Annotated in this window: 12 protein-coding genes and 2 rRNA genes (1 of these 14 only partly in view); 12 read left to right on the top strand and 2 right to left on the bottom strand. The window is 41.0% G+C overall.

Going from position 1 to position 22,500, the window contains the following annotated elements:
* From KF872_10515 to KF872_10505, 3 genes are all read left to right on the top strand, one after another.
* Nucleotides 1-1,154, top strand: a 23S ribosomal RNA gene (locus tag KF872_10515) (it extends 1,728 nt beyond the left edge of the window).
* A 111-nt stretch (nt 1,155-1,265) separates the two neighbouring features.
* A 5S ribosomal RNA gene (gene rrf / locus KF872_10510) occupies nt 1,266-1,373 on the top strand.
* A 119-nt stretch (nt 1,374-1,492) separates the two neighbouring features.
* On the top strand, nt 1,493-2,110 hold the full coding sequence (locus KF872_10505; protein ID MBX2903975.1) for a threonylcarbamoyl-AMP synthase: 618 nt from the start codon (nt 1,493-1,495) through the stop codon (nt 2,108-2,110).
* Here KF872_10505 and KF872_10500 read toward each other — a convergent pair.
* Nucleotides 2,105-3,172, bottom strand: coding sequence for a hypothetical protein (locus KF872_10500; GenBank protein ID MBX2903974.1), 1,068 nt, complete (start codon nt 3,170-3,172; stop codon nt 2,105-2,107). The two genes, KF872_10505 and KF872_10500, sit on opposite strands and share 6 nt — an antisense overlap.
* 134 nt (nt 3,173-3,306) lie before the next feature.
* Nucleotides 3,307-4,470: a hypothetical protein gene (locus KF872_10495; protein ID MBX2903973.1), complete on the bottom strand. Its 1,164-nt coding sequence runs from the start codon at nt 4,468-4,470 to the stop codon at nt 3,307-3,309.
* Between the two features lie 200 nt (nt 4,471-4,670).
* On the opposite strand from KF872_10495, the gene rplE reads away from it, so the two are divergent.
* From rplE to KF872_10450, 9 genes are all read left to right on the top strand, one after another.
* Nucleotides 4,671-5,210, top strand: a complete 540-nt coding sequence (gene rplE / locus KF872_10490; protein MBX2903972.1) for a 50S ribosomal protein L5 — start codon at nt 4,671-4,673, stop codon at nt 5,208-5,210.
* 17 nt (nt 5,211-5,227) lie between these two features.
* Complete coding sequence (gene rpsN, locus KF872_10485) at nt 5,228-5,497, top strand: 30S ribosomal protein S14 (protein ID MBX2903971.1); 270 nt, start codon at nt 5,228-5,230, stop codon at nt 5,495-5,497.
* A 30-nt stretch (nt 5,498-5,527) separates the two neighbouring features.
* A complete protein-coding gene (rpsH, locus tag KF872_10480; GenBank protein ID MBX2903970.1) occupies nt 5,528-5,929 on the top strand; it encodes a 30S ribosomal protein S8 in 402 nt (133 codons plus the stop codon).
* Between the two features lie 39 nt (nt 5,930-5,968).
* The gene (rplF, locus tag KF872_10475; protein ID MBX2903969.1) at nt 5,969-6,526 is read left to right on the top strand and encodes a 50S ribosomal protein L6; all 558 of its coding nucleotides are present in this window, start codon (nt 5,969-5,971) and stop codon (nt 6,524-6,526) included.
* Nucleotides 6,527-6,570: 44 nt separating this feature from the next.
* Nucleotides 6,571-6,924, top strand: coding sequence for a 50S ribosomal protein L18 (rplR, locus tag KF872_10470; GenBank protein MBX2903968.1), 354 nt, complete (start codon nt 6,571-6,573; stop codon nt 6,922-6,924).
* A 267-nt stretch (nt 6,925-7,191) separates the two neighbouring features.
* Nucleotides 7,192-9,450, top strand: a complete 2,259-nt coding sequence (locus KF872_10465) for a sodium-translocating pyrophosphatase (GenBank protein ID MBX2903967.1) — start codon at nt 7,192-7,194, stop codon at nt 9,448-9,450.
* Nucleotides 9,451-9,759: 309 nt separating this feature from the next.
* Complete coding sequence (locus tag KF872_10460; protein ID MBX2903966.1) at nt 9,760-12,213, top strand: TonB-dependent receptor; 2,454 nt, start codon at nt 9,760-9,762, stop codon at nt 12,211-12,213.
* A gap of 6 nt (nt 12,214-12,219) precedes the next feature.
* Nucleotides 12,220-13,122, top strand: a complete 903-nt coding sequence (locus KF872_10455) for a DMT family transporter (GenBank protein ID MBX2903965.1) — start codon at nt 12,220-12,222, stop codon at nt 13,120-13,122.
* 293 nt (nt 13,123-13,415) lie between these two features.
* The coding region (locus KF872_10450) for a hypothetical protein (GenBank protein ID MBX2903964.1) at nt 13,416-22,500 on the top strand (9,085 nt) is incomplete at its 3' end.

Raw genomic sequence — 22,500 nt, 5'->3', positions numbered from 1 at the left:
GGGAGAAAGGACTCCCACTTCGGTGGGACGCAGTGAAAAGGCCCAGGCGACTGTTTAACAAAAACACAGGACTCTGCTAAATCGAAAGATGACGTATAGGGTCTGACACCTGCCCGGTGCTGGAAGGTTAAGGAAGGCGGTCAGCGCAAGCGAAGCTGTCGACCGAAGCCCCAGTAAACGGCGGCCGTAACTATAACGGTCCTAAGGTAGCGAAATTCCTTGTCGGGTAAGTTCCGACCTGCACGAATGGTGTAACGATCTGGGCACTGTCTCAGCCGCGAGCCCGGTGAAATTGAAGTCTCGGTGAAGATGCCGAGTACCCGCAACGGGACGGAAAGACCCCATGCACCTTCACTACAACTTAGCACTGAATTTGATTAAATAATGTGTAGGATAGGTGGGAGACTTTGAAGCGGTGGCGCCAGCCATCGTGGAGTCAACCTTGAAATACCACCCTTTGTTTGATTAGATTCTAATCCCGAGAAACGGGAGACACTGCTTGGTGGGTAGTTTGACTGGGGTGGTCGCCTCCCAAAAAGTAACGGAGGCTTACAAAGGTACCCTCAGCACGCTTAGTAACCGTGCGTAGAGTGCAATGGCACAAGGGTGCTTGACTGCAAGACAAACACGTCAAGCAGGGACGAAAGTCGGTCATAGTGATCCGGTGGTTCCGAATGGAAGGGCCATCGCTCATAGGATAAAAGGTACGCTGGGGATAACAGGCTGATCTCCCCCAAGAGCTCACATCGACGGGGAGGTTTGGCACCTCGATGTCGGCTCGTCACATCCTGGGGCTGGAGAAGGTCCCAAGGGTTGAGCTGTTCGCTCATTAAAGTGGCACGCGAGCTGGGTTCAGAACGTCGCAAGACAGTTCGGTCCCTATCTGTTGCGGGCGTTAGAAAGTTGAAAGGAGCTGACTCTAGTACGAGAGGACCGTGTCGGACGAACCTCTGGTGTACCTGTTGTGGCGCCAGCTGCACCGCAGGGTAGCTATGTTCGGAAGGGATAAGCGCTGAAAGCATCTAAGCGCGAAGCCCACCTTAAGATGAGCTTTCTTTTAAGGAGCGTAGAAGATTACTACGTTGATAGGTCGCAGGTGTAAAGGTGGTAACATCAAAGCCGAGCGATACTAATTATCCGTACGCTTTTTCTTTTTTTTGTTTTTCTTATTCTTGCTTTGTTAACTCCAATTTTGTCAAAAGTTATTACCTCTTTAACAAGAGGGCGATTGCTGCTAAGGGAAGAGAGTAGTAAATCGTTAAAATAAGGGCGGCTATAGCGAGGGGGATCACCTCTTCCCATTCCGAACAGAGAAGTTAAGCCCCTCCACGCTGATGGTACTGGTTTTCCGGGAGAGTAAGTAGCTGCCTATTTTATTTTTAGGGTTGGTATTTTATACCAACCCTTTTTTTTTGTCTTTTCTGTGGCGTTAGTATATGTCTATTTAGATTGCTAATCTACTTTAGTTTATGTTTACTGTTTGACTTCTTATATGCTAATAAAGATAAATCCTGATAACATTGATGATAGATTGATTTGGCAAGTTTGTAATTGCTTGCGTAATGGAGGGGTTATTATCTATCCTACTGATACTGTTTATACACTTGGGTGCGATCTTACACATCGTGTGGCTTATGAAAAGATTTGTAAGTTAAAATCTATTAGACCTAATAAGGCGAATTTTTCTATTGTTTGTTATGATCTTAGCCACTTAAGTGCATTTACAACCGGGTTACCAACTCCAGTTTACAAGGCCATGAATAGATTATTGCCAGGACCTTATACATTTATCTTGAATGGCAACAATAATCTTGCAAAAGTTTTCGGGTATGCAAAGCGTACAGTTGGTATAAGGGTTCCTGACAATAGTATTGCCCGTTCTATTGTTGATGAATTGGGTTATCCTATACTTTCTGCATCTATAAAGAATGAGGATAGTGTGTTGGAATATATTACTGATCCAGAGGAGATTTATGAAATATATGAGGATGTGGTTGATATTGTAATTGATGGTGGTATGGGAGGAAATGTGCCATCAACAATTGTGGATTATACGGGAAGAGAGCCGATTATTGTTAGGGAAGGGGCGGGTGATATTGATGTTTTATGACATTAATTCATTTAGTTTAATGGATGCACTGTGTATTGCAATTTTGGGATTTGCATTTCTTTCGATTTGATAGTGCAATTTGTTTAGTATTATTTCTATTGATTGGAATATTGATAGATCGTAACGGTCGGCAATTTTTTTTGATACTTCTAGTGTTTGATGTTGAAGTTGATTTTTTCCTGTAGCTTTTTGTATTAGGCAATTTTCTATAAAAAATAGACCATAACGAACGAATAGTTTTTGTTTTTCTCGTTTTAATGCGTGAAATTCTTCTACAATTTGCATTATACCTGTGGCGGTTTGTGTGTTGTATTTTGCGGCAGAATAACGAAGCCAATTTAGGAATACATCTTCAATTTGGGAGTCTTCTTCACTTGCAAGTTCGATAGCTGTGCTCCAACTTCCTCCACTTAGGTTAGCGAGTTGGGATGCATTGTTTTTTCTTTCAAAATCTAAGTAGTTTTCTAAGGCTTGTTGAATTGCATTGTGTTCTATTGGTGGCAATTTTAGCATTTGGGTGCGCGACAGAATGGTGTTTAAGATTTGATCTGGTTGTTCAGTAACTAAAATAAAAAGGGTATTTGCAGGTGGTTCTTCAATACTTTTAAGGAGGGCGTTTCCGTATTCGCGGAGTAATTCTGCTAGCCAGATGATTTGAATTTTATATTTCCCTTCGTAGTTTTTTAGGCTAATTCGTTTAATGATTTCATGGCATTCGTGTACGGTAATGTTGCCTTGTTTATTTTCGTCTGTAATACTTTCCATCCATTGGTTGTAGGTGATGTATGGATTGTTTAGAAAGGCTTTGCGCCATTCTACAATAAAGTCATAGCTAACTGGTTTATCACCACTTTTTTTTGCAATAGTTGGGTAGGTGAAAAATATATCGGGATGAATTAGTTTTTGTGCTTTGATGCAGGAATTGCATTGCCCGCAGGAGTCTTGGTCTGAAGGATTTTCGCAATTTAGGAATTGCGCAAGTGCTACTGCCAGTGGTAATCCTCCAAATCCTTCGGCTGCACTAATTAAGAGGGCGTGCGGCATCCTGCCTGATGCTAGCATGTTTTGTAATTTTTGCTTCGCTAGCGATTGTCCTATTACTCCTGAAAATTGCATGGTGCAATGATAGTAGAATTATGGATGCAATGTTTATTAGTAATATATAGTTAGATCGTGTTTTAGCTAGATATGTGGTGCTATTTCATGGCACGTTCGGATTGATACTTTTCAATATCGAGTATGGTTGTATTGGCAAATGTTCTGGTAAAGGTAGGATTGATGCCTGTTGTGCTGATTTGAAAATTTCCTCTTAAAATGTACTTTTCTTCAGGGATAATTTGATTTTGCCATTGTATGGTAACGTTGGCTATATATTTTCCGGTGGCTGTATTATACGCCCATGTGTGTAAAGAGATTTTGAGTGCTGCCGGTGTTATGTAATAGTGTTTAATTTGATTGCTTGCCCATACTTTTACGAACTTTTGCAAATCGTTTTGCGATCCCAATGTAATAGTGGTGAGTGATGTAGAATTGCCTGCAGGTGCTGCTATGTTTTTAGTGGGTAGTTTTTCTTTGTTTAAGTTTGGTGTATTGTTGTATGCCAGTGCTATGGTTTCTTGTTGGGTTGTGTATGTTTTCCCATGCTTGAATGCAATTACATTGAATTTTAAGGCAGCTTCTCCATTTTGTGTGATCGCATTTTCTATTTCGGGAAGAATGGTTTCGTACTGTGGTGCGTTGCGCAGGTTGAATTTATTTGTGCCTATGTTGATGGGAATGGCAATTTTTTTCGCACTGTTTTCTTCTTGTATGGTGAGATAAAAATTCCAATCTTTTTTAGGTGTATAGATTTTTTCCCAAGATTCTTTTTGATTGAATTTTACACGTAGCAATTGGGGTGTTGCTTGGCATATTCCTGCAAATAACTGTTTTTTTAATGGATAGAAAATTTTGTGTTCTATCGTTATTTTCTTTTTAGAACTTTTAATGGATTCAACATGTTTTATGGTTGTTTTATGTATGGTGGCAGTTATCTCCAGCTGTAAATTTTCTTCGGATTCAAGTAGTGCATCGTTGAATTTAATGGTGGGTTTGAAAGATTGTGCAAGTAAGTTGCCTTTGGAGTTGAAAATTTTGAGTGTAACTTTTTGTATTGGAGAAGTGAGTTTTTGTGTTTGATGAAAGATTGAAAATTGGGTTTCAATTTCGTCCCACGAAAGATGTTTTACGGTTACATCTTTGAAGAAAAAATCGGTACTGTTTAGTGAATTGCCACTTGATTTGGAGCTGGCAGAGGAGATGTTCAATACTGTTATTGCCAATAGTAGTGGCATTACTATTTTTAGGAAATAGTTTTTCATATAGAGGAGGTTTGTGTGGTGTTACGAATTTTGGACTGTTTAGTTTCAAAATAAGAATAATATACTTTTTTAGCGGTTTAGTAGGATATTCTTTGGCAGGTACTTGCATTTTAGAAAACTTGTATTACTTTTGCCGACCATTTTAAAATATGGACGGTTGGAATCGTCCTTAATTCTTTAACATAATGAGTACAACTTACATTCCGCGCCTTCGCAAGCGCTACAAGGAGGAAATAGTGTCTTCACTAATGAAGAAGTTTAATTATACTTCGGTGATGCAGGTTCCCCGCTTAGAAAAAATATGCCTAAACCAAGGCGTAAATGGCGCTACTGCTGATAAAAAATTGGTAGATGTTGCCGTACAAGAAATGACTAATATCGCTGGTCAAAAAGCAGTTGCTGCAAAATCTAAGAAAGCGATTTCGAATTTTAAATTAAGAGAAAACATGCCAATTGCCACACGTGTTACGTTGCGCAAAGATCGTATGTATGAGTTTTTAGATCGCTTAATTGCTGTTTCATTACCACGTGTTCGCGACTTTAAAGGCGTGAATAACAAAGGTTTTGATGGTAGAGGCAACTATACCTTGGGTGTTAAGGAGCAAATTATTTTCCCAGAGATTGAAATTGACAAAGTAAGCAAAATCAATGGTATGGATATAACTTTTGTTACTACCGCCAATACCGATGAAGAGGCAATAGCTTTATTAACAGAACTTGGAATTCCATTCAAAAAATAACGGTAAAAAGAACTGAAATGGCAAAAAAATCAGTAGAAGCACGCCAGCGCAAACGCGAAGCAATGGTTGCTAAATTTGAAGAAAAACGCAAGGCATTAAAAGAAGCCGGTGAATGGGCTTTGTTAGACAAATTGCCTAAAAACACATCTAAAGTAAGATTACACAATCGTTGTGCGCTTACTGGTCGTGGTCGCGGTTATGTTCGCATGTTTGGTATTTCAAGAATTAAGTTCCGCGATTTGGCTAGCGATGGAAAAATTCCCGGAGTAACTAAAGCTTCTTGGTAAACATTTAATAACGCATTAATTCTCAATACAATGGTTCTCGATCCAATTGCAGATTTTTTAACACGCATTCGTAATGCGCAAGCGGCCAATCACCGCATGGTTGATATTCCTGCTTCAAATTTAAAGAAAAGATTAACTGAAATTTTATATGAGCAAGGTTATATCTTAAAATATAAATTTGAAGAAGGCAATGGCGGACAAGGCGTTATTAAAATAGCTTTAAAGTATGATAACGCTACCAAAACTCCGGTAATAAAAAGTTTAAAACGCTTTTCAACTCCGGGTCTTCGTCAATATCGCAGCTCTTCGGATTTGCCGAAAGTATTAAATGGCTTAGGAATTGCCATTGTGAGCACTTCGCACGGAGTAATGACCGATAAGGAAGCCCGCCTAAAAGGTGTAGGTGGTGAGGTATTGTGCGAAATATTCTAAACATATTATTCCTGTAACACAAAAAAACAATTTCAAGTCATGTCTCGTGTAGGAAAATCACCAATTCAGCTTCCCAAAAGTGTAAGCGTAGAAGTTGGTTCAAATAATGTAGTAAAAGTTAAAGGTCCTAAAGGTGAATTAGCACGCCAATTCGATTTAGATATTAGTGTAAAAATCGAAGATGGAACATTGGAAGTAACTCGTCCAACAGATCAGAAACGCCATAAAGCATTGCATGGAACTTACCGTGCATTGTTGAATAATATGGTAAAAGGTGTTAGCGAAGGCTTTAAAAAAGAAATGGAAATGGTGGGCGTAGGTTACCGTGCAGAGGTTACCAAGCAAGTACTTACTTTGCAAGTTGGTTACTCGCACCCTGTGGTATTATTACTACCAGTAGAAATTACAGCCAGCGCCAAACAAGAGAAAGGACAAAACCCAATTATTACGCTTGAAAGTTACGATAATGAATTGTTGGGCTTAGTAGTTGCCAAAATTCGTTCGGTACGTAAGCCTGAGCCTTACAAAGGAAAAGGTATTAAGTTCGTAGGCGAAGTATTAAGAAGAAAAGCTGGTAAGAGCGCTTCTAAGAAATAATTAAAGTAACTCCAATAATTTTTAAACGAAGAAATTTATTTGTTATGGCATTCAATAAAGAAGCAAGAAGAGCAAAAATAGCCAGAGGTATTCGCGGAAAAATAAGTGGCACAGCAGAACGCCCACGTTTGAGCGTTTTTAGAAGCAATAAAGAAGTGTATGCCCAATTGATAGATGATATTGCTGGTACAACGTTGGCATCAGCATCGAGCCGCGATAAGGCATTTGCTAAAACCGGAACTAAGATTGAACAAAGTAAGGCCGTGGGTTTGGCTTTGGCAACAAAAGCAAAAGAGCAAGGAATTACAGTTGTTGTTTTTGACCGTAATGGTTATCTATATCACGGAAGAGTAAAATCTTTAGCAGAAGGAGCTCGCGAAGGTGGGTTGCAATTTTAGTAGTATACTGTATATTACCTAAGTATAGATGAAGCCGCTCAATTGAGCGGCTTTTTTATTGTAGTGAAGGCACTAACGGGGTTCCATTGGTAGGTTGTTGAGTTGTAATTTTGGGGCGATTGAGCATTGCCTTGAATATGAATTTCTTCAATTAGTTAAAGTTTGCAGATGGCAATTTTAAATAGCATTACCAATTCTTACTTATTATTCTATTTTTGCCGTCCTTTTTTAATAAAGAACATAAAATTTAACGAGTAACAAGTAAGTATGGAGCAAGTAATTTACATTCTTCCACTCTTTGGCGTAATAGCCCTTGCCTATATGGCGTTTCTTTCGAGTTGGGTAACAAAACAAGATGCCGGAGACAGCAAAATGAGCAATATCGCTAATAACATAGCTGACGGTGCCATGGCGTTTTTGAAAGCAGAATATAGAATTTTAGCAATTTATGTGGTAATTGCAGGCGTTGGTTTGGGTGTGTTATCGCAAGTTGAAAAAGTTGCTGTACACTCACATATTTTAATAGTAGCATCATTTGTGGTAGGTTGTGTGTTTTCTGCACTTGCGGGTTTTATTGGAATGCGAATTGCAACCAAGGCAAATGTAAGAACTACCCAAGCTGCAAAAACTTCCTTAGCAAAGGCTTTGAAAGTTTCTTTCGGTGGTGGTACTGTAATGGGTTTAGGCGTTGCAGGATTAGCTGTATTAGGCTTGAGCGTATTGTTTGTGGTGTTTTATCACATGTTTGCCGATGCACAGTATAACTATGATAATATGACCAGAGTATTGGAAGTATTAACTGGTTTCTCATTTGGTGCAGAATCAATTGCATTGTTTGCGCGTGTAGGAGGGGGAATTTATACAAAGGCTGCCGATGTGGGAGCTGATTTAGTAGGTAAAGTAGAAGCAGGTATTCCGGAAGACGATCCACGTAATCCGGCTACTATTGCCGATAATGTGGGCGATAATGTGGGCGATGTTGCCGGCATGGGTGCCGACCTTTTTGGCTCGTATGTTGCCACCGTTTTAGCCTCAATGGTTTTGGGTAATTATTTAATTAAAGAGAACCCGGGTTTAACCGATGAATTTGGTGGTATTGGTGCAATTCTTCTTCCAGTTGCAATTGCAGGTATTGGCATTGTAGCCTCAATTGTGGGTAGTTGGTTGGTAAATGTAAAAGACGATGGGCAGGCTTCAACAGATAAAGTACAAGGAGCTTTAAACTTAGGAAACTGGAGTTCTATTGCCATTGCATTGGTTGCTTCGTTCTTTTTAATCAATGCTATGTTGCCAGAGTCAATAAACATGACGTTGAGCGGAGTAGCAACTACAATTGCCCGCATCAATGTATTTTATGCGGTTTGCGTGGGGATGGTTGTAGGTGCTGTTATTTCTTTTATCACAGAACATTATACTGGCCTTGGAAAAGGTCCAGTGGTAGCAATTGTGCAAAAATCTGCAACTGGTGCAGCTACTAATATTATTGCAGGTTTAGGAACAGGGATGCTTTCAACAGCTTATCCGGTAATACTTTTTGCCGGAGCAATTTGGGCTTCGTATGAATTGGCCGGTTTTTATGGTGTGGGTATTGCAGCGGCTGCTATGATGGCCAATACAGCCATGCAATTAGCCATTGACGCGTTTGGCCCAATTGCCGATAATGCCGGAGGTATTGCAGAAATGAGTGAGTTGCCGAAAGAAGTTCGTGAGAAAACAGATGTGTTGGATTCTGTAGGAAATACTACCGCAGCTATAGGAAAAGGTTTTGCAATTGCTTCTGCAGCTTTAACAGCATTGGCTCTATTTGCAGCTTATGTAAACATTACAGGCATTCCCGGCATCAATATCTTTAATGCTAAAGTATTGGCTGCACTATTTATTGGAGGTATGATTCCGGTAGTGTTTTCTGCACTTGCTATGAATAGTGTGGGCAAAGCAGCTATGGATATGGTGAACGAGGTTCGCAGGCAGTTTCGTGAAATCCCAGGGATCTTAGAAGGTACAGGACAGCCGGAGTATGGCAAGTGTGTTGAAATTTCAACACAGGCTGCTTTACGCGAAATGATTGCTCCTGGCGTAATTACTATTGTTACTCCAATAGCGGTAGGTTTAATTATGGGAGCAGAAGCATTGGGCGCATACATGGCAGGTGTTACCGTGAGTGGTGTATTGTGGGCAATTTTCCAGAATAATGCAGGTGGTGCGTGGGATAATGCAAAGAAATCTTTCGAAAAAGGAATTGAAATTGAAGTGAATGGAAAGAAAGAAGTATTTTACAAAAAATCTGAGCCACACAAAGCAGCAGTAGTGGGAGATACCGTTGGAGATCCATTTAAAGACACTTCCGGTCCATCTATGAATATCTTAATCAAGTTATCTTCGTTGGTGGGCTTAACCATTGCTCCGCTTATTGCTGTTAAATCAGATGTGCATTCTTCTAAAGCAGTAGAGCCAGCAAGGCAAGAAGTACAAGCTGCAAAACAAGAAACAGCCAATACTGTAAACTATACTGCTTTTGTAAAATAAACTCTATATTTAAGATAGTGATACAACCGAAGTCGAAAGGCTTCGGTTTTTTTATGGTTTTAATTTGAAGTACTGCACGGAGTATTGGTGAATATACAGTTGAAAGTTAAGGACGATTTAAGGATGTACTAAATACATGAAGGCACGTTAAAACAGGATATTGAGAGTCCAAATTCTAAATGTGGAATACTAAAATCTAAGATGCGAGTAAGTTTTCCACACTAGTTGCTTTCAACTTTCATTAAACTTTTATTTTCGCCCCGTGAATTTGAATGTGTGGTGGACAATGACAGAACTAAACGAACGTACATGAGAAAATTTTTATGCGCCATAGCTACGCTTATTTCTATTGCTGCCTTTAGCCAAACAGCTATTAAGGGCACGGTTGTAGATGATAAGGATAATGCACCATTGTATGGTGTAAACGTAGTGAAGAAAGGAACTACAGAAGGTGTTGTAACCGATTTAGACGGTAGATTTGAGTTAAACGTAAAGCCCGGCAAAATACTGTTGGAGTTTAGCTATATGGGTTACGATAAGAGAGTGCTAGAGTTGTTTGTGAAAGAGGGAGAAACCAAAACAGTTTCAACGCGCTTGGCAGAAACCCAAAAAGAGTTAGATATTGTAGTAGTAACAGGAAGTAAGTACGAGAAGAAATTGGGCGAAGAAACCGTTTCTATGGAAGTACTAAAAGGGCAACAAATTACACAAAGCAGCGCTAGAGCTGAAGAAGCCTTGAATTATGTTCCGGGAGTAAATATGCTGGGTAAAAATACGAGCATTCGCGGGGGCGGAGGTTTTGCAGATGGTGCAGGAAGCCGTGTGTTGGTAATGTTAGATGATATACCAATTACAAGCCCCGAAAATGGTGGCGTAAACTGGAATGGAATGCCGCTAGAAGCCATAGAGCAAGTAGAAATTATTAAAGGCGCATCATCAGCATCGTATGGTTCTAGTGCATTAAATGGTATTATGAATTTTAGAACCATTGCTCCTAAAACAGAAATGTACAATAAGATATTGGTAAACATTGGGTTTTATGGAGAACCAAAAGATAAGAGTTTATCTTGGTTCTGGCGGAAAACAAAAACCAAAAAGGGCAAAACAAAGTCGTATCTCGATTTGCCAATGTTTGGAGGCTTTCAATATACACATGCCAAGAAGTATGGGAACTTTGATGTGGTACTTTCCGGAGCATATCAAGAAGATGAAAGTTTTAGATATGCCAATCGCCAACGTACTATCCGCGGCTTTGCAAAGTTGCGCTACATACCTAAAAAGTTCGATAGAATTACGGTAGGTTTAAACGCTGGCGTGCTGCGCGAAAATTATCAAGACTTCTTTGTAATGTGGGGCTACGATAACGATACGGTTAATCCTTGGCCGGATTATGCCGTAACACACTTCAATAAGCCCGCTCCGTTTACAACTTATGCAAGTACCGACACCTCCTTCGGATACTTACCTTCTCAAATTTCCAATAGAAGCACTACGACCGTAAATGTAGATCCATACATCACTTATTACGATAAAAAAGAGAACCGCCATAGTTTAAAATCGCGCGTTTATTACACCGAATTATTCAACGATGCCAACAGCGGCTCGTTTAGAATTGTAAATGGCGATTCTATTTATGGAGGCGATTCGTCTAAAACTTTGCAAGGCTATTTGGAGTATGGCTTTTTAAAGGAATTTAAGCCTTTGGCATTGGTAATTTCTACCGGAGCATCGTTTTATTACACCACCGTACACAGCAATACTTTCGATAGCCGCACTGCCTATAATTTAGGAGCCTTTGTAAATATTGATAAGAAGTTTTTTAATAAGCTAACTTTAAACGTAGGCTTAAGACTCGAACATGCTAAGCTCGATACTCAGTTTCAAAAAGCAGATTTGTTTGCTACCTCTATCAACAGCGGGAAAAATAATTTGGTGAAGCCGGTATATTCTCCCGTTATTCCTGTAATTAGAATTGGTTTGAATTATCAAGCCACCGAAGGTACCTTCTTGCGGCTTAGCTTTGGGCAAGGCTTCCGCTTTCCATCCATTGCCGAAAAATTTGTACGTACCGTTAGAAGTGGTACAGCAGTTTTCCCCAATCCGGAACTATTGCCGGAAGCAGGTTGGGGTGCAGAATTAGGCATAAAACAAGGTATGAAAATAAGCCGATGGGTATTTTATGCCGATGCTAGTGCCTTTGTGAATTATTTTAAAAACATGATTGAATTTCAGGGCGCAGACCCAAGTAAATTTCCGGGTGCAGGTTTAGCATTTCAAGCAACAAATGTGCCGGCTGCTAGAATTGTAGGAGCCGAAATTTCTACCATTGGAAGCGGTAAAATATATTCTGTGCCATTAAACTTTATTGTGGGTTACACTTTTATTAACCCCATTAACTTGGCATATAATGCAGATAGCTTTGGCTTGGATTACAAGATATTGAAGTACCGTATTGAGCATTCTTTTAAAGCAGATGTATCTGCCAACATAAAAGGAGTAAACGTAGGCGTACGTTGTTTTTACAATAGTTTCATAAAAGAGATTGATAAAATTGGTGTAGGGGCTTTGCCATCTATAAATAACTTTAGGGCAAAGCACGATAAGGGTGATTTTGTAATGGATGTGCGTGTTGGTTATTCGTATAAAGACAAACTTAGTTTTAATGTGATAGCTAAGAATGTAACTAATGCGGAATACACGCTTCGCCCTGGTTTAATAGAAGCTCCACGCAATTATACTTTTCAAGTAGGATACCAGTTTTAGCCACAAATGCAAAGCACTTCGGAGGCTCTTGTTTCTAAAAGAAATTTCTTTGGAATTTCAGATGGTGCGGTATATATGCTATTAGCTGCATTCAGTTTTTCTGTAATGAATATTTGTATAAAGAAGGTAACGCATATTCCACCAATGGAAGTGGTTTTTTTTAGGTGTTTTACCGCCATGCTTATAGCCTTTGCTTATGTTGCTAAACAAGGAAGTAATTGGATGGGAAGCAATAGAAAACTGCTGCTGTTGCGCGGTTTTTTTGGAACGGTTGCTTTGTACACGTTTTTCTTAACACTGCAAAATATGCCTTTGGCAAGTGCTGTAACCATCCAATACCTATCGCCTATATTCACCACTATTGTTGCTATGTTTTTACTAAAAGAAAAAGTAAAGCATGTGCAATGGTTGTTTTTTGCAATTTCGTTTGTTGGTGTTTTGTTTATCAAGGGATTCGACTCCAGGGTATCGGTTTTCTATTTATTGGTAGGCATAGTATCTGCGGTATTCTCGGCATTTGCCTATAACATGGTGCGTAGTTTAAAAGAAAAGGAAGATGAAATAGTAGTGGTGCTTCATTTTCAGATTTTTGGAGCGGTGGTTGGGTTGGTATTTTCTCTCTTTAACTGGGTGTGGCCTTCGTGGCAAGATATAGTGTTTTTAGTACTCACTGGTATATTTACCCACTTAGGGCAGTTAAACTTAACCAAGAGTCTGCACCGTGAAGCTATAGCCAGTGTTTCTATTCTTAATTATACAGGTTTGATTTACGCATTGGCATTTGGTTTCTTTTTCTTTGGCGAAATATTTTCATTAAATGCTTTAGTGGGAATTATGTTGGTAGTATTGGGTGTGATATTGAATTTAGTGTGGCGCGGGCGGAAACTTAAACAACCTGTGGTAAATTAAGTTGTATGGCATACCGTAATTTAAGCGAAACGCATTCGTAGAACAAGCAACTATTTTCAGCAGTATGCGTAGTAATATAGTAGTAAAAAATATACCCTCATAGTATAGCTTTTCATACAATTTTTACTGGCAAGGTAGTGGCATCGGCTTTTCTGTAAAGAAGATATACACACCTTGCATAAGGAAAATCGGTGCTTCTGCCTCTTTTTTAGGATGGTAGCTTGCTTTTTATCTTTTCATATTATATCTTGGCATAAGATTTGGTTTATCCAAATTAATAAAACGCACAAACTATGAACAAAGTTTTACGAATTGCTCGTGCAGCATTATTGGCTGTAACCCTTATAGCAATAGCTAATTCTTCAGTAAAAGCCCAATGTTTATCGTCTTGGAATAGCTGGGCAAATTCCGGAGGCAATTATGCTCCACCATGTAGTAATACTACACTTGGAGTACCCTCTACCGGATATACATATTTTAATCTTACAGCAGGAGCTAACTATACATTTTCGTTGGCTAGTGGTGGAACGGTATGGGGGTTAGGTTACTATATTGAGTACTATATTTGGAATGGTAGTTCATGGGTTTGTCAAGTCGGAGCTTACAACTCCATTACATTCCAAGCAGGGTTTCCGAGTGGTGGGAATGGTACGGGGCATTTAATAGTATGCAGAAATGGTCAAAATACTGTGGCTGGATTGCCTGGAACAACTTGGCCGGGCGGTAATTCTGCCACGCTAACTTATAGAACAAATAATGCGGTGTTAGGCACGCAATCTACAAGTGGACCAATAGATTTTTGTGCATCTAATGGTAATTTTGGTACTGCTGTAACTGTAAGCGGAGGTACAGGAAGAACAGTTTTTAATTGGGGATCAAGTAATGGTACTTGGAGTGGATATTGGACGTACGACCAGTCTGGAGTAAGTACATTTCCTCCTAAAACGGCTCCTGTTGATGGAGTTGCCGATAGAATTAGACAGCGAAAAATTGGAGGTGCTTGTGGCGATGCAGTAGGAGCAGCTATACTTATTAGAAATAGATATGCACCAACACCAAGTATTGCTCTTACGGGCACTACTTCACCGCAGTGTTCTAATGGCTTATCTGCCAATATCACACTTAGAGCTACTTTTTCTCAAGCTCCAAGTAACTTTGGTACACTAGAGTGGTATTCCGGTAGTTGCGGTACAGGTACATTGGTAGGAACAACCAATCTATCCGGTACAACCACCACTACTACATACGATTTAACAATACCCAACCCGGGAGCTACTACTACCTATTATGTAAGATACAATCCTAATTCGGGTTCAGGAGGCTGTACCCCATTATGTTCAGGAGGTATTACATTTACGGTAAACACCGCCATGAGTGTAAGTGCCATTACTGCTACACCGGCTACCAGTCCTGCGTGTGGACAAAGTTTGCCTCAATTAAGTGTAACTATTGGTGGTACATCTGCCACTACCACTTGGTGGAGTGGAAGTGGTGGTACCGGCACTAATTTTGGTACCGGTAACACACTTAATCCGGGATTAGCAGGTACATATTATGCGAGAGTAACCGGGGCATCACCATGTGCAGCGGTACAAGCTGGTCCATATAATTTATCATTGGAAACCACTAATCCATCTTTATCGGTTCCGTCTAATATATCTTTAAATAACTCACCTAATAACCTCTGCAAAGGTGCAGGCATGTTTGATAACCCTGGTTTAACAGATAATTGTTCAAACGGCTCAAGTGCACAAATGGATGTGGTCTCCGGAATTTCGGGCTTAACCCTTTGGACAAGGGCAGATGCCGGAGTAGTGAAAGATGCAGCCGGAAATGTATCGCAATGGCGTGATTTAAGTGGGAACAATAACCACTTTACGCAGTCTGCACCCGGTAATCGCCCTACACTTACCTCTAGCAATGCCAATTTTAATGGCAGACCTTCTTTAACCTTTAATACCAGTCAGTATATGACCAACCTTACTAATATTGGAGGAGGTGGAAATGTTGCATATACAATGTTTACGGTAAGTAGGCTCAGCGGAGGTACTAATGCTCGTTTACTTTCTTCTGCAAGTACCAACTGGCTATTGGGCTACTGGGGTGGGTATGTAGATAGAGCTTATACAAATAATTGGATAGCTGGTTCTTCTACATCCGTTAATTCGGTGGCACACATGTATAGCATAAGTAGCTCCGGTACCGGAGGCAATGGCACTGTTTTTTATGATTATGGAAATGTAATAGCCACAGGTACTGCTGGTACACCTAACGCTCCGGGTGTAATACAGCTAAATGGCTATAGCGGAGGATTGAATGAAATGTCTAACGGAGAAGTATGTGAAGTAATTTATTACAATCGTGTGCTTACTAATAGTGAAAGGCAATTGGTAGAAGGATACCTTGCTTTTAAATACAACCTGAGCTCTCCAATTGTATCGCATCAAGCTTATCAAACTTATAGTAATGGAAACACTCGTACCTTCCAAGCAGCAGATGCGGCAGGAAATAGAGCAAGTAGTTCAGCCCCATCGGTAGCATTAACTTCATATCCGGCACCATTGGTAACTAATCCGGCTACACCTGCTTGTAATTCCATGACATTTACTACTAGTAGCATGGCTCCGGCAGGAAAAAAACTAACAGCTACGGGCAACAATTGGTTGTGTGTAGGCGGTGGAACATGTGCCAATCCGGGTACTTCTAATTTGGCATTAGGAAGTAATTGGACAATTGAAACTTGGTACAATGCTTCTACTTTACCTGCTAATGCAGGGGGCTGGAACACGCTGGTAAGAGGTACCGCCAACCATCATATTATTATTAGTAAACAGGCTGGAACTTCTGGTGAAATAGGTGTGTATAACGGAGGTTTTTATAGCAGTGGATTTAACATTGTCAGCAATATTGCTTCGGGTTGGCATCATATAGCAGCCGTTGGCTCCGGAGGTAAAACTGCATTTTATGTAGATGGCGTAAAAGTAGGTATTGCCAACTCTCAAGCAATCGATAATGTGGTGGCTGTTGGTAATTATCAAGGCGGGGGGCAGGCCTTTGGAGAAATAGATGAAGTAAGAATATGGAATGTGGCACTGCCGCAAAATACCATTAGCAATTATATGACACAAGGTATTACTAGTGGTCATCCAAATTGGAATAGTATGGTTGCTTACTTTAAAATGGATGGTGCTGGTACTAATAGTGCTACTGGCTCTGCTGCATGTGGCAGCTGTACGGCTACGTTGCAAGGAGCAAACTGGAGTAGCGATGTGAATTTTTATACATATACTTGGACGGTTTCCAGTGGCTCGGTAACACCGGCACTTACTACTACAGCAGAGAGTATTACGGTAACTAATGCTGCGCAAGGAACCTTTAGTTATTCGGTATATGCGGCAGCTAACTCTTGTAATAGCCAAACTAGAACAGGCTCTGTGGTGGTGCCATTTGTAGGCGTACCTGTTGTGGGTGGAGATACTGTTGATTTTAGTATGTCTGCATGTGGTTCAGGTACTATCAATGCTACTCCAGGAACCGGAGGTACTACCTGTCGTTTTTGGTTAAACTCTGTTGGAGGCGTTTTGCTGGGCTCTGGTTCTGCATATAACACTAACAGCAATCCACTTACGCAAAATCCGGGTACATACGATATTGTTGTAGAAACCTATAATGCTACTACAGGCTGTAGCAGTGCTAGTACTGTAAAAGTTACCATTACAATTACCACGCCTTTCTCTGGTTCATTAACTACCAGTGCATACAATGGTTATGGAGTAAGTTGTAATGGAGGTAGTAATGGCGCATTAACTATTAGTGTAGGTACTACTGCTTACCCAATTCAGTATGCATGGTCTACCGGTGCTGTAAATACAGTAAATGCACAAAGTAATACAATTACAGGGTTGCAAGCCGGAGCTTATTCTGTAACAGCAACAGATGCCGGAGGATGTGCAGCTTCATTTACAGCTACATTAACTCAGCCACCGGCATTGGCTCTTAGCTTTACTAATTCAAACTATAATGGGTTTAATGTTTCATGCAATGGTTCATCAGATGGAACTTCTACAGTTACCCCAACAGGAGGACCTAATGCCACATATTCGTATGCTTGGAGTACAGGTGTTCTTACCAATCAAATAACTGCTCGCTCGGCAGGAACATACCAAGTTACAGTTACAGATGCCAACTCTTGTACAATTGTAGGAAGTACTACACTGTCTGAACCGAGTGCAGTTGGCTTTACATATTCGGTAGGATATGTTTGCTCCGGTAATAGTTATGTATCTGCTACTGTTACCATTATTGCTTCAGGCGGTACGGGTTCATACACTTATAGTAGTAATGGAGGTGGCGCTTACCAAGGAAGTAATGAGTTTTTAGGATTAGCTAATAATTCAACAGTTATATTAAAAGTTAAGGATAGCAACGGTTGCGAATCTGCTTCTCAAAGTGTAACTATAAACTTCCCTCCAAATGGACAGGCGGTGGGCGATTGTGGTTATATTTATGTAGCACCTTATGGCGATCCCAATGGTACATTAGGAACTAAAGCATGCCCGGTGCAGTCTATTGTTCAGGCAATAAGTATATATAATGGCAATCCTTCTCGTAATCATGTATTGGTGTTAGGTGGCTCATATACTATAAGCCAAAAAGTGGTTGTTCCGGCAGGAATTACTATAGATGGTAGCTATTCGGTATCAGGAAGTGATTGGGTGAAGAATACTGCTGCTCCATCTACTATTACAATAAATCCGCCATTAGAAACACAAACAGTTAGTGGAAATTTGGTTGGACACCATATTGGTATAGAGCCATCGGGAAATAATTTTATTCTAAAAGATTTAAATATTAGCGTATTACCTTCAGGCGCATCCGGTACAACAAATAATAGAGGTCGTTCTGTATATGGAGTTTATTTAAATGGTCGAACAGGATATACCATAAGCAGATGTAATATAACAACCGGAGCTGCAAGTGCCGGAGTAGCAGGGGTGTACAATGGAACTGCCGGAGGTGGAGCTTCGGGTGGTAGTGGCGGAACCAATCCTTGTATTGGTAGCGCTGCAGGTTGTGAAGCCACAGGCTGTAATGGTGGTGCAGGCTATACCGGAAGTAACGGTAGTGGCGGTGCAGGTGGTGGCAGTGGTGGTGGTGGTGGCGCAGGATGTACTTCAAGTGATTGTAACTGGTTCGGCTGCGATGCTGAATCTTGTACCGCATCAAATGGATATCCAGGAGGTGCGGGTAATAATGGAGGTGGAATGTCTCAGGCTACGGCTACAGTAAGTACTAATTATTTTTTACCTGTAAATGGTAGTGTGGGATATAGTGGCGCTGGTGGTGGTGGTGGCGGTAGTGGTGGTAATGGCGCTATGGGTACAGACTGTACTTGCTCACAAGGAGGCGATTCTAAGGGTGGAGATGGAGGTGCCGGAGGTGCCGGAGGTGGAGGTGGAGCCGGTGGAAATGGTGGTGGAGGAAGTTTTGCGGTATATGCTTGGGGCGGAAGTGGAACATTGGTTGATTGTAGCTTAACATCTGGCAGTGGTGGTGGTGGTGGCGCAGGCGCTGTTGGGCGCCCAGGTGTGGATGGTGCTAATGGTGCTGCTGGTCACTCTTCTACGGGTAGTTGTTCGCCTAAGGCAATTGGGGGAACCGGAGGAAAAGGCGGAAAAGGTGGAACTGGTGGAACCGGACAACAAGGTGCCAATGGTGTTTCGCAAGTATTAGTACAGTTAAACGGTGCTAGTGTAACTCAGAGTGGTACATCTATACCTAATAATGGTCAGGTTACTGCTAACGTTTACCGTGGTTGTACCAATTCAGAAATTATACTTACTAAAACAACCGGAAGCTGGAGTGTTAGCTCTAATCCAACATTTACCAATAATTTAACTAGTAGCACTTCTTCTTACAATAATGGTCAAAATACAATTTCTGTTTATTACACTACAACAGGTACAAAAGATATAGTTGTAGCTGGTGTTACATTGAGAAACTTTATTCAAATATACAACAGCAGAACATTGCCTACAATTGATGTATCGGGTATTCCGGCAACAGTTTGCCCTAATACTTCCATTGCAATTGGAACAGCATATACTGCCGATCAATATGAATGGCAAATTGCTAATAAGGCAACACCTTCTTCTCCGGTTGCATCTTCTTCAAGCCAAAATCCTGGTACAATCAATCCTCCATTTGGCGGGTGGGTACAAGGTGCTACTTATCAAGTAAGGCTAAGAGTATATGAAAATTGTTGTGGTTGGTCTATTCCGGTATATGCGGAGTTTACAGTGGCTTCGGTTCCGGCACAACCTTCTGTAATTACACCAAATACATTTGCCTGTGCCAATTCAACGGTTTCGTACGCTGTAACTAATGTGAGTGGTGTTACTTATACATGGAGTGTTACAGGAGGTACCATTCAGAGTGGGCAAGGTAGCAATTCGATTTCGGTTAAGTGGGGCGGAGCAGGTACTGGCAATCTTTCTGTTACACCAAGTAATACATGTGGTAACGGAACTGCACGCACACAAAGTATATCCATAAATGGACAGCCGAATGTTGTAATTACGGCTAATCCGGGGCTTGCAATATGTAGTGGTGGAAGCACTACTTTAACAGCATCAACCACTTCGGGTGGAGGAGTTGGTAACGGTAGCTTCTCTTATTTATGGTCTAATGCAGCGGTGAGTGCTTCTATTACAGTTTCAGCATTTCAAACATATCAGGTAACTGTTACCGAAGGTGGAAGTGGTTGTTCGGCAATACAAACTGCAACAGTTTCGCAAACACCTTCTCCATCTATTTCTACTCATCCGATAAACAGTACTGTTTGTGAGCAAACAAACACAAGCTTTACTGTAGTGGCTAGTGGTGCGGGTTTAACCTATCAATGGCAGGTGAGTACCAATGGTGGAGGTCTTTGGAATGATATTACAGCCGCAGGTTCTAATCCAACGTATGCAGGATTTAATTCTTCTGCAACATTAAATGTAAATGGCGTAACCAATGCCAATAATGGTTGGATGTACAGAGTGGTTGTTTCAGGTACATGTGTGCCGGGTGTTACTTCAAATGGTGCAACTTTAAATGTAAATGCAGCACCTTCTGTAACTACCAATCCGCAGGCTTCTACTATTTGCAATGGCGATAATACCAGTTTTTCTGTGGTAGCAAGTGGATACGGAACACTGAGTTACCAGTGGCAAGTAAATGATGGCTTGGGATGGTCTAATATCACTGCAGCAGGTTCTAATCCAACTTATGGAGGTTTTAATAGTTCAAGTACACTTACGCTTACCGGAACACCAACTTCTGTAAATGGATACAACTATCGAGTAGTTGTGTCGGGTGGCTGTGCTCCGGCTGCTACAACGGTTGCAGCTCTATTAACGGTTAATCCAACATCGGTTGGCGGTATTGCCGGTACCAGTGGTAATGGTCCTACTATTTGTACAGGACAATCTACTACTCTTTTACTTGGAGGAAACACAGGTAGCGTGCAATGGCAAGATTCGCCAGATGGAAGCACTTGGACAAATATACCGGGCGCAACTTCTACATCTTACAACACACCTGCTTTAACTGCCGATAGATATTATAGAGCCATTGTAACAAGTGGTGTTTGTCCTTCGGCAACTTCTACAGTTCAAATGATTGATGTTAAGAACAGTGTTGCAGGTACGGCTTCTGCTAATCAAGGCATTTGTACCGGTTCGCAACCAGCAGATATAACCTTGAGTGGCTCTAATGGTAATATCCAATGGCAACAGGCAGATGATGCCGGTTTTACAGTTGGGCTAATCAATATCCCGGGTGGCACAAGTTCTACATTAACAGGTGCTTTAGTAGGAACATTAACCTCTACTAAATACTTTAGGGCGCAGGTTACAGACTGGCCGTGTGGTTCGGCAATTTCTAATACGGTTGTTGTTACTGTTTCACCACAAACTGTTGCAGGTAGTGTAACAGGAGGTACTACACCGCTTTGTTTAGGTAGCAATACCGGTACACTTACCTTATCGGGCAATACCGGAGCGGTAGTAAAATGGCAAAAGCAGCTTAACGGTGGAGGCTGGAGCGATATTGCAGACACTAATACTACATATAGTGAAGTTCCAACTTCTACAGGAACTTGGGATTATAGAGCAGTAGTGCAAAGTGGAGCTTGTGCAGCAGGTAATTCAGGATATACAACTGTGGTTGTAAATTCAGCACCAGCTATTACAATACTTCCTGAAGGAAATGACTCGGTAGGTTGTAACAATGATGTGTTTGTATTGAATACAAGCATTAGCGGAGGCGGCAGTGGAACAATTACTTACCAATGGGCCATATTCGATTACGGTACATCAACCTATAGCAATATAAGCGGAGCTATAAACGATTCGTTGCATACAGCACCATTAACCAACCCTGATAATACTTTAGATAAGTTGTATAAATTTAAAGTTACTTATAACAGAAGTGGTTCGGGCTGTGCAGCGGCATCTGATGAGGTGGAACTCACTATATTGCCAACACCATCGCTTACCAGCACTATGGAAGATTGTGCCGGAACAGTAGGCGGAGGAGAGTGGGATTATATTTACACCAGCGCATCTGGTGGAGCGCCTACTTATGTTGTAAACGATATTAGTGGCGGTGCTGCTAATATTTATGCATCGGCAGGTGATGTGTTGAAAATATACAGAACACCGATGGGTGCAGGAACCCATACATTTGAAGTTACCGATGCCAACGGTTGTAAAGCTACATCTACCCTTGGTAAGAATACTGGTTTGCCAACCACACTTCCAAATGTATTGGTAGCGGGTAATGCCCAAAGCCAATGTATTTTGAAAGGTTTTGATGAGTGGGTACACTTTAGAAAGCAAGGTTCGGCAAGCGAAGTAATAGCTTCTGTAAAAGATAATGGCGTAGATTTAGGTACAGTAACTGTAACATCATATAGAGAAGCTACTTCACCAACAGTGCCAAATAGTGGCGCAGTTTGTGTAGGTACACCAATTGCAGCTATGCGCAGGCACTTTGTAGTGAAATCTGGCTCTTATCCGGATCCAAGTACAAAATTCCAAGATGGTAATGCCAATCCAACCGATGTATCGCTGCGCCTATATTTTAGCCAAGCTGATTTTGATACTTTGGTTGCCAATGCAGCTGCAAATAATGTAAACGGCAACCATTGCACCGAAGATGATGATATCACCAGTATGAATGCTTTATACTTAACCAAGTATTCAGATTATGCTTTGTTGGGTAATGAGGATGGCGATTATTTGAATAACTCAACCAATAGTGCTTATTACCGAGTGTTTAATGTAGGCAACCTAACCAACCCACTGGCGATTCAGCAAAATGGATTTGATG

The sequence above is a fragment of the Chitinophagales bacterium genome (assembly GCA_019638515.1).
In the GTDB taxonomy this organism is placed as follows: Bacteria; Bacteroidota; Bacteroidia; order Chitinophagales; family LD1; genus UBA7692.
The sequence above is the reverse complement of the archived record's forward strand: the minus strand, read 5'-3'. Positions and strand labels throughout refer to the sequence as shown.

Excerpts from the sequence above, each read along its gene's own strand:
- KF872_10505 (MBX2903975.1), top strand. The coding sequence starts at position 1,493 with ATGCTAATAAAGATAAATCCTGATAACATTGATGATAGATTGATTTGG.
- KF872_10500 (MBX2903974.1), bottom strand. The coding sequence starts at position 3,172 with ATGCTAGCATCAGGCAGGATGCCGCACGCCCTCTTAATTAGTGCAGCC.
- KF872_10495 (MBX2903973.1), bottom strand. The coding sequence starts at position 4,470 with ATGAAAAACTATTTCCTAAAAATAGTAATGCCACTACTATTGGCAATA.
- rpsN (MBX2903971.1), top strand. The coding sequence starts at position 5,228 with ATGGCAAAAAAATCAGTAGAAGCACGCCAGCGCAAACGCGAAGCAATG.
- rpsH (MBX2903970.1), top strand. The coding sequence starts at position 5,528 with ATGGTTCTCGATCCAATTGCAGATTTTTTAACACGCATTCGTAATGCG.
- rplF (MBX2903969.1), top strand. The coding sequence starts at position 5,969 with ATGTCTCGTGTAGGAAAATCACCAATTCAGCTTCCCAAAAGTGTAAGC.
- rplR (MBX2903968.1), top strand. The coding sequence starts at position 6,571 with ATGGCATTCAATAAAGAAGCAAGAAGAGCAAAAATAGCCAGAGGTATT.
- KF872_10465 (MBX2903967.1), top strand. The coding sequence starts at position 7,192 with ATGGAGCAAGTAATTTACATTCTTCCACTCTTTGGCGTAATAGCCCTT.
- KF872_10460 (MBX2903966.1), top strand. The coding sequence starts at position 9,760 with ATGAGAAAATTTTTATGCGCCATAGCTACGCTTATTTCTATTGCTGCC.
- KF872_10455 (MBX2903965.1), top strand. The coding sequence starts at position 12,220 with ATGCAAAGCACTTCGGAGGCTCTTGTTTCTAAAAGAAATTTCTTTGGA.